Annotated in this window: 9 protein-coding genes; 7 read left to right on the top strand and 2 right to left on the bottom strand. The window is 47.4% G+C overall.

Features of this window, described 5'->3' with window-relative positions; all coding sequences use genetic code 11:
• Window positions 1–76: 76 nt before the first annotated feature.
• From glnA to NSB28_RS12095, 6 genes are all read left to right on the top strand, one after another.
• The gene (gene glnA, locus NSB28_RS12120) at window positions 77–1,507 is read left to right on the top strand and encodes a type I glutamate--ammonia ligase (RefSeq protein ID WP_109627126.1); all 1,431 of its coding nucleotides are present in this window, start codon (window positions 77–79) and stop codon (window positions 1,505–1,507) included.
• A 101-nt stretch (window positions 1,508–1,608) separates the two neighbouring features.
• Complete coding sequence (locus tag NSB28_RS12115) at window positions 1,609–2,661, top strand: tetratricopeptide repeat protein (protein WP_109626769.1); 1,053 nt, start codon at window positions 1,609–1,611, stop codon at window positions 2,659–2,661.
• 31 nt (window positions 2,662–2,692) lie between these two features.
• On the top strand, window positions 2,693–3,943 hold the full coding sequence (gene hflX / locus NSB28_RS12110) for a GTPase HflX (protein WP_109626766.1): 1,251 nt from the start codon (window positions 2,693–2,695) through the stop codon (window positions 3,941–3,943).
• Window positions 3,944–4,275: 332 nt separating this feature from the next.
• Window positions 4,276–6,657 (top strand): ribonucleoside triphosphate reductase, encoded by a 2,382-nt coding sequence (locus NSB28_RS12105; RefSeq protein WP_109626764.1) that lies wholly within the window; start codon window positions 4,276–4,278, stop codon window positions 6,655–6,657.
• Between the two features lie 271 nt (window positions 6,658–6,928).
• Entirely contained in the window at window positions 6,929–11,599 is a 4,671-nt protein-coding gene (locus NSB28_RS12100; protein WP_257497693.1) for a PAS domain-containing protein, read from the top strand.
• 193 nt (window positions 11,600–11,792) lie between these two features.
• Window positions 11,793–13,193, top strand: a complete 1,401-nt coding sequence (locus NSB28_RS12095) for a subtype B tannase (protein WP_109626760.1) — start codon at window positions 11,793–11,795, stop codon at window positions 13,191–13,193.
• On the opposite strand, the gene NSB28_RS12090 is transcribed toward NSB28_RS12095, so the two are convergent.
• Window positions 13,167–14,051: an AraC family transcriptional regulator gene (locus NSB28_RS12090; RefSeq protein ID WP_109626758.1), complete on the bottom strand. Its 885-nt coding sequence runs from the start codon at window positions 14,049–14,051 to the stop codon at window positions 13,167–13,169. The genes NSB28_RS12095 and NSB28_RS12090 overlap by 27 nt on opposite strands.
• A 308-nt stretch (window positions 14,052–14,359) precedes the next feature.
• On the opposite strand from NSB28_RS12090, the gene NSB28_RS12085 reads away from it, so the two are divergent.
• On the top strand, window positions 14,360–15,532 hold the full coding sequence (locus NSB28_RS12085) for a uroporphyrinogen decarboxylase family protein (protein WP_109626756.1): 1,173 nt from the start codon (window positions 14,360–14,362) through the stop codon (window positions 15,530–15,532).
• A gap of 91 nt (window positions 15,533–15,623) precedes the next feature.
• On the opposite strand, the gene NSB28_RS12080 is transcribed toward NSB28_RS12085, so the two are convergent.
• The gene (locus NSB28_RS12080) at window positions 15,624–15,824 is read right to left on the bottom strand and encodes a cold-shock protein (RefSeq protein WP_109626754.1); all 201 of its coding nucleotides are present in this window, start codon (window positions 15,822–15,824) and stop codon (window positions 15,624–15,626) included.
• Window positions 15,825–15,893 lie beyond the last annotated feature (69 nt).

Genomic DNA, 15,893 nt, shown 5'->3' with positions numbered 1-15,893 from the left:
TGCTATACTGGATTAACAAAGCATCGCACCGCATTCTGGCAGACAGGGCGGATGGGATATGAATACGGAGGAAAGTATGGGCAAGAGCGGGGAAATTTTACAGATGTGCAGAGACAAGGGAATTGAGATGATTGATTTTAAGATGACCGACCTGGACGGTAGATGGCGTCATATTACTATACCGGCCGCCAGGTTCAGTGAGGAGATATTCACGTATGGGATTGGATTTGACGGGTCCAATTATGGGTATGCGCCTGTTGAGAAGAGCGACATGGTGTTTATACCGGACCCGGCTACTGCATTCATAGATCCCTTTGTGGAGATCCCAACCTTGTCTATGACAGGGGATGTGTGCATGATCGGGGAGAAGGAAAACAGGCCATTTGACCAGTACCCCAGGAATGTGAGCCTGCGGGCCGCAGAATATATGAGGCAGACAGGGATAGCGGACGAGATGGTGATAGGGCCGGAATTTGAGTTCCATATACTCGATGAGGTCAGATTCCAGGTTGAGCCAAAAGCAGGCTTTTATTCTGTTGAGACAAGACAGGCCCAGTGGAACAGCGGACGGGATGACGGCTATAATACAGGGTACCAGATCCCCTCAAAGGGAGGCTACCATATCGCTGCCCCGGGGGATATTCATTATAATCTCCGCAGCAGGATGTGCATGACCCTGGAAGAGTGGGGAGTAAAGGTAAAATACCACCACCATGAGGTAGGCGGTGCAGGGCAGATGGAGATAGAGGTGGAACTGGGAGAAATGGTTGATATGGCGGATAAGACCATGATCACCAAGTATGTAGTGAAGAATATGGCTGCCCGGGCAGGAAAGACTGCCACCTTTATGCCCAAGCCGGTCTATAAGGAGGCCGGTAATGGGATGCATGTACATATGCTGCTGAAAAAGGACGGAAAGCCTGTTTTTTATGATGAAAACGGTTATTCAGGCCTGAGCCGCACAGCGCTGTATTTTATCGGAGGTCTGCTGAAGCATGCAGCATCCCTGTGTGCATTCACAAACCCCTCGACAAATTCCTTTAAACGTCTTGTACCGGGATTCGAGGCTCCTGTGACTATCGGATATGCTACCTCCAACAGAAGTGCGGTGATCAGGATACCGGCATATGCGAAGGCGCCTGAGGCAAAGAGATTCGAGCTGCGCTGCCCGGATGCAACTGCAAATCCATATTATGCTTATGCGGCTATCCTGATGGCAGGACTTGACGGGATCGAGAATGATACAGATCCTCAGGCAAACGGGTGGGGGCCGTATGATTTTAATCTCTATGACCTGCCAAAAGAGCAGAGGCAGCAGATAAGATCACTGCCCAAGACTCTTGATGAGGCCCTGGATGCATTAGAGGAAGACCATGAGTATCTTCTGAAAGGCCAGGTATTCCCGGAGAGGCTGATCCATATCTGGATCAGCAGGAAGAGGGAAGAGGCCCGGCGGATAGCGGAAATCCCTCATCCGGCCGAGTTTTTGCAATACTATGATTTATAATTCTATTTGAAAAAGCTGTATTTTGCTCCCATAATCTGTTATACTATGCCTGGAATGCCCGCAGCAGGGGTATTTCAGGCGATTTTGATCTATGGAGGTATATGATGAAGAAAAAAAGCATTATTTTATTCCTTGCCCTCTGTCTTGCCCTTGGCGGCTGTCAGAAGAAGGATGAAGGGCCCACCAGAGTGGAAACAGGAATGTCAGAGATAGAAAACCAGTATTATGACAAAGCGCTGGAGAATTTCCAGGCTGCCCTCTCAGAAGATGATGAGGATGAGAAGCTCATGGCCTACCGCGGGGCCGGCATGGCTTATATGGGGCTGGGGCAGTATGATATGGCTGCAGCGTCATTTGAGGAGGCATTAAAGAGGACTACGGACAAGATGCCGGATACGAAAAAGGATATCCTCTACTATAAGGCAACCGCCCAGTATAAGATGGGGGATTATGAGGCTGCCGCTGCTTCCTGCAATGAGATACTGGGCATAAAAGGGGAGGCTGACGCCTATTATTTAAGAGGGGCAAGTTATCTGGCAAATCAGGAGCAGGACAAAGCGAAGATTGATTTTGATGCAGCTGCCGCCCTTGCGCCTAAAGATTATGACCTTTTTCTGAATATCTATATGTGCTATGAGGAGCAGAAGCTCTCCGCCAATGGGGATGAATACCTTCAGAAAGCCCTGGCCATCCAGGGGACGGAGACGAAGGATTATTATAACAGAGGAAGGATATACTATTATCTGGAGGACTACGAAGCGGCACAGAGAGAGCTGGTAAAGCCTGTGGAGGAAAAGGACGCTGCATCGCTGCTGCTCATGGGCAAGGTCTATATGGCCCTGAGTGACACGGCACACTCCAAAGTAATGTACCAGCAGTACATTGATGCATATGGAGAGACACCGGAGGCATATAATGGTCTGGCGCTGGCAGAAATGAGTGACGGGAATTATGACGCAGCGCTGGCAGATATAGCCAAGGGACTGGGCCTGGATGAAGAAAAGGGCAAACAGGAGCTGTATTTCAACGAAATCGTGGCATATGAGAACAAGAAGGACTTTTCCACAGCTAAGGTAAAGGCTGAGGCTTATGTGCAGATGTATCCCGGAGATGAGCAGGGGAAGAAGGAATATGACTTCCTGTCCACAAGATAGAGATATAAGGATCGGAGAATAAGAGGAATTTATGGCAGAATTATATGAAAATGACGAACTGCAGGAACGTGTCATCCTGGTAGGCGTCAGCATGCAGGATGAGGATGACACAGAGGAGTCCCTGGACGAGCTGAAGGACCTGGCGGACACGGCAGGCGCTGTGACAGTGGCAAAGCTGATCCAGAACAGGGAGCAGATACATCCGGGAACATATATAGGAAAAGGAAAAATAGCTGAGCTGAAGGAGCTGGCGCAGCTTATGGACGCCACAGGAGTCATCTGTGATGATGAGCTTTCTCCTGCCCAGCTGCGCAACCTGGAACAGGAACTGGATATGAAGGTCATGGACAGGACCCTGATCATCCTGGATATATTTGCAGCCAGGGCTTCCACCAGTGAAGGAAAGATCCAGGTGGAGCTGGCCCAGCTGAAGTACAGGCTGGCCAGGCTGGTGGGCCTGCGCAGCTCGCTTTCCAGACTTGGAGGCGGTATAGGAACAAGAGGGCCGGGAGAGAAAAAGCTGGAGATGGACAGGCGTCTGATAAAGGACAGGATATCCCAGCTGAATAAAGAGCTGGCTGAAGTAAAACGCCACAGGGAGGTCATCAGGAGCAGGCGGAGCAGGAACAATGTGCCTGTGGCTGCCATTGTGGGCTACACGAATGCGGGAAAGTCTACGCTTTTAAATACCCTGACAGATGCCGGGGTGCTGGAGGAAGATAAGCTGTTTGCAACGCTTGATCCCACTACAAGGACACTGAAGCTGGAGAGCGGACAGGAAGTGCTGCTGACGGACACGGTAGGGTTCATCAGGAAGCTGCCCCATCATCTGATAGAGGCATTCCGCAGTACTCTGGAAGAAGCAAAATATGCAGATATCATCCTTCATGTGGTGGATGCTTCCAATCCCCAGATGGAGAAACAGATGCACGTAGTCTACGATACCCTGTCTGAACTGGGGGTAAAAGACAAGACAGTCATCACCCTGTTCAATAAACAGGATAAGATACAGGAAAAAGAGCGCTTGAGAGATTTTAAGGCAGATAAGACCCTGAATATTTCTGCGAAGCAGGGAACGGGACTTGATGAGCTGAAGAGTGTGCTGGAAGAGATCCTTCAGGCGAGAAATGTGCTGATCGAGAGGGTATATCCTTACGATAAGGCGGGCTGTATCCAGCTGATCAGGAAATACGGCCAGCTTCTGGAAGAGGATTACCGTCCTGAGGGGATTTATGTCAGGGCATACATCCCTATGGAAATATATGGAATGACAGAAGTGTAGAATATGATTTGAGACAAGATATTGTTGCCGGATAAATGAGTGAAAAACAAGGATTTATGTAGAAAAATAGAGCGATTGAGCTGGTTTTTAAAGAATACCACATGCGAAAAGAAAAATAAAAAAACACTATATCTAGTTATTGCACAAAAAACAGCACATAGATATGGTGTTTTTTTGCCTTGACGCATATGGGAAACTTTGCTACAATGGGTGTAATCGGTTTTTCCGGTGCGGGGGAAAATCCGGAGTCTGCCCAAGGAGTGAAATAAGCGGCAGAGCTTCGTTTACCAGGATATAGGGGAATTATTTATTCGTTCGGAAGGAGAATTAGGATGTTTAAAGTTGTAAAAAGAGATGGAGAGGTTGCGGAGTTTAATCTGCAGAAGATCAGCAGTGCTATTGAAAAGGCATTTGATGCTGTGCAGAAACAGTACGACGATGATATTGTCAGCCTGTTAAGCCTTCGGGTGACTGCGGACTTCCAGGAAAAGATCAAAGACGGCACAGTGGATGTGGAAAGTATCCAGGACAGCGTAGAGAATGTACTTGTCCAGACAGGATACGCAGAAGTGGCTAAAGCTTATATCTTGTACCGCAAGCAGCGTGAAAAGATCAGGAATATGAAATCTACGATCCTTGACTATAAAGACATTGTAAACAGCTACGTAAAGGTGGAGGACTGGCGTGTAAAGGAGAACTCCACAGTCACATATTCTGTGGGAGGGCTTATCTTAAGCAATTCAGGCGCTGTCACTGCGAATTACTGGCTCTCAGAGATCTATGACGAAGAGATAGCCGAAGCACACAGGAATGCTGATATCCATCTGCATGACCTGTCTATGCTGACAGGATACTGCGCAGGCTGGTCCTTAAGGCAGCTGATCACAGAAGGCCTGGGAGGGATCGAGGGCAAGATCACATCTGCTCCGGCAAAACATCTCTCCGTGCTCTGTAACCAGATGGTCAATTTCCTGGGGATCATGCAGAATGAATGGGCAGGCGCCCAGGCGTTCTCCTCCTTTGACACATACCTGGCTCCGTTTGCAAAGGCAGATAAACTGACTTATCCCGAAGTGAAGAAATGTGTTGAATCCTTTATCTATGGTGTAAATACGCCCAGCAGGTGGGGAACACAGGCTCCGTTCTCCAATATTACTCTGGACTGGACAGTGCCGGATGACATGGCAGAGCTTCCTGCGATCGTAGGAGGAAAGCCCATGGATTTCTGCTATAAAGACTGTAAGAAGGAAATGGATATGATCAATAAGGCATTTATTGAGATCATGATCGAGGGTGATGCCAACGGACGCGGATTCCAGTATCCTATACCTACTTACTCTATCACAAAGGATTTTGACTGGTCTGACACAGAGAACAACAGGCTTCTCTTTGAGATGACTTCTAAATACGGCACACCTTATTTTTCAAATTATATCAACAGCGATATGCAGCCAAGCGATGTCAGGAGTATGTGTTGCCGTCTGCGCCTTGACTTAAGAGAACTCCGCAAGAAGACAGGAGGATTCTTCGGGTCCGGTGAGAGCACGGGTAGTGTGGGGGTTGTCACTATCAACCTTCCTCGTATTGCATATCTGTCAGACACTCAGGAAGAGTTTTACAGGCGTCTTGACCACATGATGGATATTTCAGCGCGCTCCCTGAAGATCAAGCGAACAGTAATCTCCAAGCTTTTGGATGAAGGGCTTTATCCATATACAAGACGTTATCTTGGCAGCTTTGAAAACCACTTTTCAACGATCGGCCTGATCGGAATGAATGAAGTGGGGCTGAATGCAAAATGGCTGGAGAAGGATCTGACAAACAAGGAGACACAGGAGTTTGCAAAAGATGTGCTCAACCACATGAGGGAACGCCTTGTTATCTATCAGGAGGAATACGGCGATCTGTACAATCTGGAGGCCACTCCGGCTGAATCAACCACATACCGCCTGGCAAAGCATGACAGGAAACGCTGGCCCAAGATCAGGACTGCAGGAAAAGAAGGGGATACTCCGTATTACACAAACAGCTCCCACCTTCCGGTAGAATTTACATCTGATATTTTTGAAGCCCTGGATATCCAGGACCAGCTTCAGACTCTTTATACTTCAGGAACTGTGTTCCATGCATTCCTGGGAGAGAAGCTGCCTGACTGGAAAGCTGCTGCAACCCTTGTCCGCAAGATTGCAGAGAATTATGAGCTTCCATATTATACATTGTCACCTACATATTCAGTGTGCAGGGAACATGGCTATATCGCGGGAGAGCATTTTGAGTGTCCGGTCTGCGGTGCCAGAGCAGAGGTCTACAGCCGTATCACAGGCTACTACCGTCCTGTCCAGAACTGGAATGACGGCAAGAGCCAGGAATACAAGAACCGCCAGCTCTACGATGTACAGAATTCCTGTATGCACAAGGTACAGAGCAGTATCGTGACTGTGTCTGATGAGGATGTGAAAATAGAGCCCCAGAATTCTATCAAATATCTGTTCACAACAAAGACATGTCCGAACTGCAAGATTGCAAAAGAGATGCTTAGGGACGAGGATTATCAGGTGATCGATGCGGAAGAGCAGCAGGATCTTGTAGAAAAATTCGGTGTTATGCAGGCGCCCACCCTTGTAGTAGTGAACGGAGAAAAAACTAAGAAGTACGTAAATGCATCCAATATTAAGAAATATGTGGATACAAGCCACGGACCCAACTGCAGGTAAGCAGGATATCAGACTTTTAATGCTGCAGAGCAGTTAAGGCTTTATTGATGAGAGACAGAACAGAGATGTCAGGTTTAAGGCGTCTCTGTTTTTTTGTTATTAGAAATATTTGCTAATGCCTGATGAAAGAGATGGAATTATGTAGTATAATTGTATATAACTGTGAAGGTGCTGAACAGTTACAATTGTATTAATATGTACCTGCCGGTCAAAGAGACCGTCCAGGAAGGAGGCCGGAGTGTGATCTGTGCAGGCCGGGAAAGGAAAAAGGATGGATAAAAAAAGAAAGCTTCTGAATACTGCAGAGTCATTCTGCCGGGCATGGTTCGAAAAGCTTGATATAGAGCAGGCAGTCCGGTTCCTCTCAGAGGATGTTTCGTTTGTGGGGACTGGTGAGGACGAGAAAGCCTTTGGGAGAGAAGAGGTCTGCGAATATATACGGCAGGATATAGATGAGATCAGTACTCCTTTCGAAATTAATTTTACAGATGGTCAGGCGAACCTTATTAAACAGGACACTGGTATAGCCATACTTGAGTTTGATATGAGAAACAGCGATTACAGATGGCATGTCCACAGTACCATGACAATGACTGCATGGGAAGACGGATGGACGATATGCCATATACATTTTGCCGTACCCGCGTCCCAGCAGGAGCCGGGAGAACACTATCCGCTTACACTTGTCAGGAGGCAGATCGACGATGCCCGCCACGAGCTTTTATCATCCAGTATAGCAGGGGGGCTGATGGGAGGATATCTGGAGGATAAATTTCCCTTTTATTATATTAATGACAGAATGCTGGAACATCTTGGATATGGATCAGAAGAAGAATTTGTACAGGATATCGGCGGATATATATCCAACTGTATGCATCCTGACGACAGGAGTCAGGTGGATGCTTCTGTCAGCAGCCAGCTGGCGGAGAATGACGAATATACTGTGGAATACCGCATGAGGAAGAAAAACGGCAGCTATATCTATGTACATGACATCGGCAGGGTGATTACGGCCGAAGATGGGCGGACTGCTATCTTATCTGTGTGTACAGATATTTCTGAACAGCTTTTTGAAAAACAGCAGAGTGAAAGCCTGATCAAGGCCATGAACGGCGGCACGATGATATGCAGGATATCCGGACAAAAGTATATCCCTCTCTATTTATCAGCAGGCATGGGCAGCATCACAGGATATACAAGAGAAGAGCTGAAAACAATAGTCTTGGAGGACCCGATGTCATTAGTGCATCCCCTGGACCAAGATAAGCTGTCCGCAGTTCTTGGAAGGGTGGAGCAGGGACAGGAAGGTGCTGAGGAGACATTCCGTGCAGGACACAGAGACGGGAATTACGTGTGGGTCACGGGCATTTTTCAGAAGATGGGGGATGAGGACGGTGAACCACTGATACGCTGTATATTTACCTCCATGTCAAAACAGTTTGAACTGCAGAATAATATCCTGGACGGGGCAGATATCGGCATTTGTGTGATTGACGCCGGGACATTTGAACTGTGTCTTGCAAATGAGGCTGTATTTGCCATCAAGGGACGCCCTGTGGGTGATTATATGGGGAAAAAATGTTATGAAGTATTTGAAAAGCTGGAACACCCCTGTGAAAACTGCATACTGCATACTAATATAATGAAGCCTGAAGAAATATACATCCCCCGGCTTGACAAGACAATAACTATGACAAAGAAAGAATCACGATGGATGAACAAAGACGTTGTGATAGAATACTTAAGTGATATCACAGACCAGAAGAAAGCACGGGAGGAGCTGAAACTGGGGGAGGAAAGACTGGCAACAGCTGTCCGTCATGCAGGGATCCAGTTCTGGGAGTATGATATTAAAAGCGGCGTGGCATATATGAGTGAATTTTCTCAGCAGAGTTATCATGTGCCGCATATAATGGAAGATTTTCCGGAATCATTTATAAAACTTGATATCCTGCATCCCTCTGACAGGGAGTCCTTCCGGCTGCTGCACAGGAAGCTGCAGGGGGGAGAAAAAGATGCCATGCTGGAGTACCGGGTGAAGATGCCGGGGGAGGACTACTGCTGGCTGCTGGCACATTATACGAACAGTTTTGATGAGGAGGGACATGCTGTCCGTGCATTTGCCACGGCTGAACGGATAGACAGGTACAAGGAGTTAGAAGAGCAGTTTACTGTGGCGGCCAGACTCACAGGAGTGCGTGTATGGACTCTGGATATGCAGAATGGCACGATAACCTTTAATGATAATGATGCCAGGGATTTGCAGGTCTCCAGAACAGTATCCTGCTGTACGGCAGAGGATTTAAGAAAGACCGGGATACTGCATCCGGATGATGTAAAGACAGCCTGGGAAAAATCAGTGGAGCTAAAAAAGGGAACGAGCAATGTCTCATTTAATATAAGGCTTAAAGTCAACGATAATTACAGATGGAACAGAGTGTCCTACACTGTCATGAGGTCTATGGGGGGAACTCCGGTAAAAGCAATAGGTTCCTCTATCGATATCCATGAGCACGTGATGCTGGAGCAGAAATTTAAGCAGGAGCTGGAGTATTCAGCCGGTCTGGAAGAACCCAGCCTGATCAACAAGGCACAGTGTAATATTACAAAAGGAATTGTTACTTCATATTTAAGTGATATTAATGCAGCTGTAACTGTTCCGGGAGCCGGCTATGAGGAAGCGGCAGAACACCTTGCGGATGCAGCTGTGGAGAGAGAGAAGCGGGAAGAGCTCCGCCGCATACTGAAGCCTGAAAATATTGCTGAGTCTTACGCCCGCGGCGAAAATTATTATACAGTGGATTATCAGAGGAAGGCTGCTGACGGAACTCTTTTCTGGGCCAGCACCACAGTCAGGATCTATCAGAACCCTGAGACCGGTGATCTTATGAGCTTTATGTATACATATAATATCGAGGACAAGAAGACAGCGGAAATTATAGTGGACCGCGTGGTAGATACGAACTTCGAATATCTGATATTGTTTAATACGATCACAGGCAAAATAGAGAAGACAATTGATAAATCAGGCGCATTTTTAAGCTGTGTTGATGGGCGGCAGTATGAGGATGTTGCGGAAGAAGCGCTTATTAAAGAGATCCTGCCGGAGGAGAGAGAAGAATATCTGCCTCTCTTTACCATAAAAAATATTACGGATAAGCTGGACAAAAACGGTTCCTATTCTATTTCAAGTGATATTCAGGAGCAGGGCGGGGAGGAACTCAGGCATAAGCTGTGGGGATTTAACTGGTTTGATAAGCATCATATGAAGGTCTTATGCTACAGGAGTGATATTACGGAAGCACACCGCCAGGAGCAGCACCAGAAGGAGGTGCTCTCAGCCGCCCTTACTGCGGCTAAGCAGGCGAATGCTGCTAAATCAGATTTCCTTTCAAGAATGAGCCATGAGATCCGGACTCCCATGAATGCCATTATTGGTATGACAGCCATTGCGGCCAGATCCATCGGAAATGATGACCAGGTGTCTGACTGTATCAGCAAGATCGGTATATCCTCCAGATTCCTTCTCTCCCTGATCAATGATATCCTGGATATGAGCCGGATAGAATCAGGGAAGATGCTTCTGAAGAAAGAAAAGATTCCTTTCGCAGAGTTTATCACAGGAGTCAATACGATCTGCCATACTCAGGCTGCCGCAAAGGATGTGGAATATGAATGTATCGTGGATCCGGTGGTGGACGACTATTATATCGGGGATGCCATGAAACTGCAGCAGGTTCTTGTAAATATCCTTGGAAATGCGGTGAAATTTACCAGCAGCGGGGGTAAGGTGACATTTGCAGTCAGCCAGAGAAAAAAGACTAAAAATGATGCAACTCTCCGTTTCGTGATCAATGATACAGGAATAGGCATGAGTGAGGAATTCATTCCACATTTGTTCGAGCCTTTTGAGCAGGAGTCAATGGGGATCACCTCGGGGTATGGAGGAACCGGGCTGGGACTTGCCATATCCAAAAACATAGTGGACCTGATGGATGGAAGGATCCAGGTGAGGTCCATCAAGGACCTGGGGACAGAATTCACAGTGGATGTCAAGCTGGGCATCACGGAGGAGGAAAAGCAGCGGAGCAAAAAGCAGCACGTCCATAACTTCTCCCATCTGAAGACACTTGTGGTTGATGATGATATCACTGTCTGCGAAAGCGCTGTCCTTACGCTGAAAGAAATAGGAATCACGGCTGAGTGGGTAGACAGCGGCAGGAGGGCTGTGAACAGAGTACAGGAGAAATGGAAGAACTGCCAGTATTATGACATGATCCTCATTGACTGGAAAATGCCTGAGATGGACGGAATAGAGACGAGCAGGCGCATACGGGAAATCGTGGGACCTGATGTGACCATCATTATTATGACAGCCTACGACTGGTCTGCTATTGAGCAGGAGGCAAAGGCAGTGGGAGTCAACATGCTTATGAGCAAGCCCATGTTTAAATCCAGCCTGATCTCAGCCTTTTCAAAGGCTCTTGACCAGAAGGAGGAAGAGAAGGAAGAGATCCCTGTGGAAGAGTATGATTTCAGGGGAAGACGACTCCTTCTTGTGGAAGACCAGCCGCTCAACGCAGAGATTGCACAGATGATATTGGAAGATGTGGGATTTCAGGTGGAAACAGCTGAAAATGGGCTCCGGGCCATGGAAATGTTCTCAAAGACAGAAGAAGGTTACTATGATGCCATCCTTATGGATATACGTATGCCTATCATGGACGGTCTGCAGGCATCCATGAACATACGCCACCTGTCCAACAAGGATGCCAAGACCATCCCGATCATTGCCATGACAGCAGATGCCTTTGACGAGGATGCCGATAAGAGCAAGGCGGCAGGAATGAATATGCATCTGGCTAAGCCTATCGATCCGCCGAAGCTTTACCGGACGCTTTATAATTTTATATATGGAAGAGATATAGGGGAAGAATTATAAAGAGACAGAATACAGGTAAATTCAGAGGCTGCTGGTTGGATATATTCCCGAAAAGAATATATCCAACCAGAAAACGAATTGCCCCGGCTTCTTCCGGCATGCTAGAATATTTTCAACTGGGAAAGTATAGAACGGTTATGTGAATATTTAAACTCACCATATAAGCATGGAAATAAAAAGTCGGAGGTACAGTATGACAAGTTTTGACAAGAATAATTTTCAAAAGGAAACAATGACCGGGCAGGGAATGACGATCCGGTTCAGGGCATACAGGAATCTGTGCTACGTGGCTGCTCCAGCAGATGAGAAATATCAGACCATGAATATCTATGTGCCGGAGGCATATTATCATGGACAGGCTGTGGGGATGTACACAGCCGCGTCAGCACCTGTATTTATGCCCAATACAGTGGGCGGCTATATGCCGGGGCTTCCTGAAGAGCCAGGAGTGAACCGGCACACGAATAAATTAAATGCGGTGTTTGAAGCACTGGCGAGGGGATATGTGGTGGCAGCTCCAGGAGCACGCGGCAGAGGGCTGACTGACGGGAAGGGCAGTTATACAGGCAATGCCCCGGCGTGTATAGTGGACCTGAAGGCGGCGGTAAGATATCTGCGCCACATATCAGAGGACCTGCCGGGAGATATGGAGAAGATCATTACGAATGGCACAAGCGCAGGTGGAGCCCTGTCAGCCCTTATGGGAGCCACGGGAAACAGCGCTGATTATGAGCCTTATCTGAAGGCATTGGGAGCAGCAGATGAGAGGGACGATATCTTTGCGGCGTCCTGCTATTGTCCCATCACAAATCTGGATCACGCAGATATGGCGTATGAGTGGATGTACCACAACCAGCATGATTTCCACCGGATGATTTTTCAGATGACAGACGAGGGTCCTGAGCGCAGGGCTTATGATGGCATGATGACGGAAGAGCAGATAGAAGACTCCCGGGAGGTGAGAAAGTTATTTCCGGGATATTTGAACGGACTGGAATTAAAGGGCGGGGATGGCAGACGGCTTTCACTGGATGAGAACGGAGATGGCAGTTTTAAAGAATATGTGAAATCATTTGTCACCGCTTCAGCACGGAAAGCAGCTGAAAATGGGGAAGACCTTACAGGAGAGGAATATTCCTGGATCTCCTGGAAGGAGGGAGTGCCCTGTGACATTGATTTTGACAGGTATACAGCTTATGCAGGAAGGATGAAGGCTGCACTGGCTTTTGATTCTATGGAAATGAACACACCTGAAAATGAACTGTTTGGCAATGAGAAAATTCAATACAGGCATTTTTCAGAATATTCTGCGATGAAAGATGTACGTGAAAATACGCTGGCTGAGAGTCTCATTATAAAAATGATGAACCCCATGAATTACATAGATAATGAGAAGGCCAGGACAGCGCAGTTCTGGAGGATCCGGCATGGGGCGGTGGACAGGGATACCTCCCTTGCAGTACCGGTGATCCTGGCCGCAAAGCTGAGGGAACAGGGATGTGATGTGGATTTTGCCCTTCCCTGGGGATATGGCCATGCAGGAGACTATGACCTGGAGGAGCTGTTCCTATGGGTGGATCGAATCTGTGGATAAGCGGTATTTTTTCCTGTACTCTGATGGTGTGATCCCGAAATATTTCAGAAAGTACTTATTATAGTGGGAATGGTCATAGAAACCCAGGGCCATTGCCACATTAGTGATTGGCACACCCTCAAGCAGCATGCCGCAGCTGTTCTCCAGTTTGCTTTCCAGAATGAACTGGTTGAGGGAGATCCCCAGATCTCTCTTGATCAGCCGGTTCAGGCTCTGGGGGTGGAGTGAGAGTCCGGAGGAGATGAGGGAGGTCAGCTCAGAGGAAGGCAGGGAGAGATGCCTCTCGATCAGGCGGACGATGGTGAGCACACGGTCGTCCGCCTGAAATGATATAGAAGGATTGGCGCTCTTAAAAGTATCACAGATGATATAGAGCAGTGCGATCATGCAGTGATACTGGAATGCGTCCATGGACGAAGAAGCAGTGGGTGAGTATCCTGAATAGGATTCCAGCAGGCTGCCCGCTGCCTTCAGGTTCTGCCCGGTAAGCTGGCAGAACATTTTATTTTCCATGAGCGGTGAGCCTGCCAGTGTCAGAAACTGCTTCAGATCCGGCGGAAAATGGCGTGCCAGTGCCTTGGGGAGCAGATAGATATTCTGTACATGCCACCTGGAAGAAGCCTGCAGGCTATGGGACTGCATGGGTGCGATGAGATAGACAGAGCCGGGAGACAGCAGGCGGGAAGAACTGCCGGATGTGTGGCGGGCTGTCCCGTCCAGTGTGACACCGATCTCCATGAATTCATGGGAGTGTTCTGATATCTCATAAGCGGCCGGATAATGAAAGGACTCTGTATAGAGGCTGTTCCATCCGTTCTTAAATACTTCCTTATTTGTGATCAATTTATTTTGTGCCAATATCTCACCTCATTTTTAGCTGCTGTTCACTTGGTGACCAGTGACTGTTTTTATACTGAGTGATCTTTTTTTACCCATGGAGGCTGTCAGATCACGGTATGTTCTGATGATTTTCTGTGTATATTATAACACAGGTTTTAGTGAATAATATCATAATCTTCTGAAATTTACCTCTTTCTTTTACCGGCACGGCCTGTGGTTTAGTATGTTTGTATTTTACACATATGATATCCGGCGGTACAAGATTAAATGTCCTTTTTCTGGTATTGTTTATTACATATAAAAATACTGCGGAGGAGGCAAATAGTATGAATGATTCAGAAAGGCTGCTGGGCACACTGGGGTTTAAGAATATGAATGGGGAAGGGGCTGTTGCGGAGACGTTTTTTCCCTGGGACCTGTCGGTGGACCGCTGGGTTTTAGAGGGACTGCCGGATCGTTTTGCCAGCAGGAAGCTTTACCGTGCAGAAGGAGAGAGATATCAGGATTATTATAATGATTATATGGCGGACCCTGTGTACGAGTATGAGCAGTATCTGGGCTATGACGGAGTGAAGAGAATGTCCTTTCGGATCCCCTTTAAATCTTTTGAGGAAAAAGTGATTGAGGAGACAGATGACTATATCCTCAGCCTGGATACAGATGGGTGGCAGAGAAGGCATCACAAGAAGAGAAAGCTGGTAGAGCATGTGCGCCCTGTGGTGACTTGTGAGGAGGACTGGGAAAGCCTGAAGGCCCGGGCGTTGGAGGAGATGCGCATCTGGTGTACGGATGAAAACATGGAAAAAGTATATGGAAAATACAGGGAAGACCACGAAAAGGGCAAATTCTCTGTCAGGTTCCGGGCTTCAGGCTTTTTCTGGACACCGAGAGAGTTGTTCGGCGCAGAAGAGCATCTCTATGCTTTCTATGACATGCCGGAGCTGATGCACGATATTAACAGATTTATTCTGGATATTTATAAGGAATATCTGGGGAAGATCGCCAGGATCCTGCAGCCTGAGGTCATTCTGTTTGAGGAGGATCTGAGCGGTTCCACAGGCCCTATGATCTCGCCTGCTTTGTTTGACGAGTTTGTGGGGGCTTATTATAAGGAGCTGATCCCTCTGCTCAGGGAAAATGGGGTTAAGAATGTCTTTATTGACACAGATGGTGATTTTGAGGCTCTGATCCCGAATTTTCTGAAGGCCGGAGTGGACGGCTTCCTGCCCATGGACGTGAATGCGGGAATGGATATTGTAAAGGTGCGGGAAAAGTTCCCAAGGGTAAAATTCATCGGGGCATTTAATAAGCTGGAGATAGATAAAGGAAAAGAGGCTATAGACAGAGAATTTGCCAGAATCCTGCCGGTGATCCGCCAGGGAGGCTACCTTCCGGGAGCTGACCACCAGGTGGCGCCGTCCGCATCTTATGAGAACTACCTGTACTACATAAGCAGGCTGAAAGAAATGATGAAACAGGCCGGGGCAGATATTATATAGGATAAATTAAAAACAGATCCATTCAGGGAGATAAGGTATCTCCGGAAAGGATCTGTTTTCTTAGTTGCGCACGGTCTAAAGCTATATTAACTTATGCTTTGTTTACGTTAGCAGCCTGCATTCCGCGGTTGCCTTCCTGTAAATCATAAGTAACTGCCTGTCCTTCATCGAGAGTCTTGAAGCCGTCTCCCTGGATTGCTGAGAAGTGTACGAATACGTCAGCTCCGTCTTCTCCAGTGATGAATCCATAACCTTTTTCTGCGTTGAACCATTTTACTGTACCCTTATTCATTTCCGGTACCTCCATTAAATAAATTAGTTGGTTGAAAATAAAAAATTCACCAGCTACTACAGATTATAT

The sequence above is a fragment of the Murimonas intestini genome, assembly GCF_024622195.1.
Classification (GTDB): Bacteria; Bacillota; Clostridia; order Lachnospirales; family Lachnospiraceae; genus Murimonas; species Murimonas intestini.
Note: the sequence above shows the minus strand (reverse complement) of the source record. Positions and strands in the feature narration are given on the sequence as shown.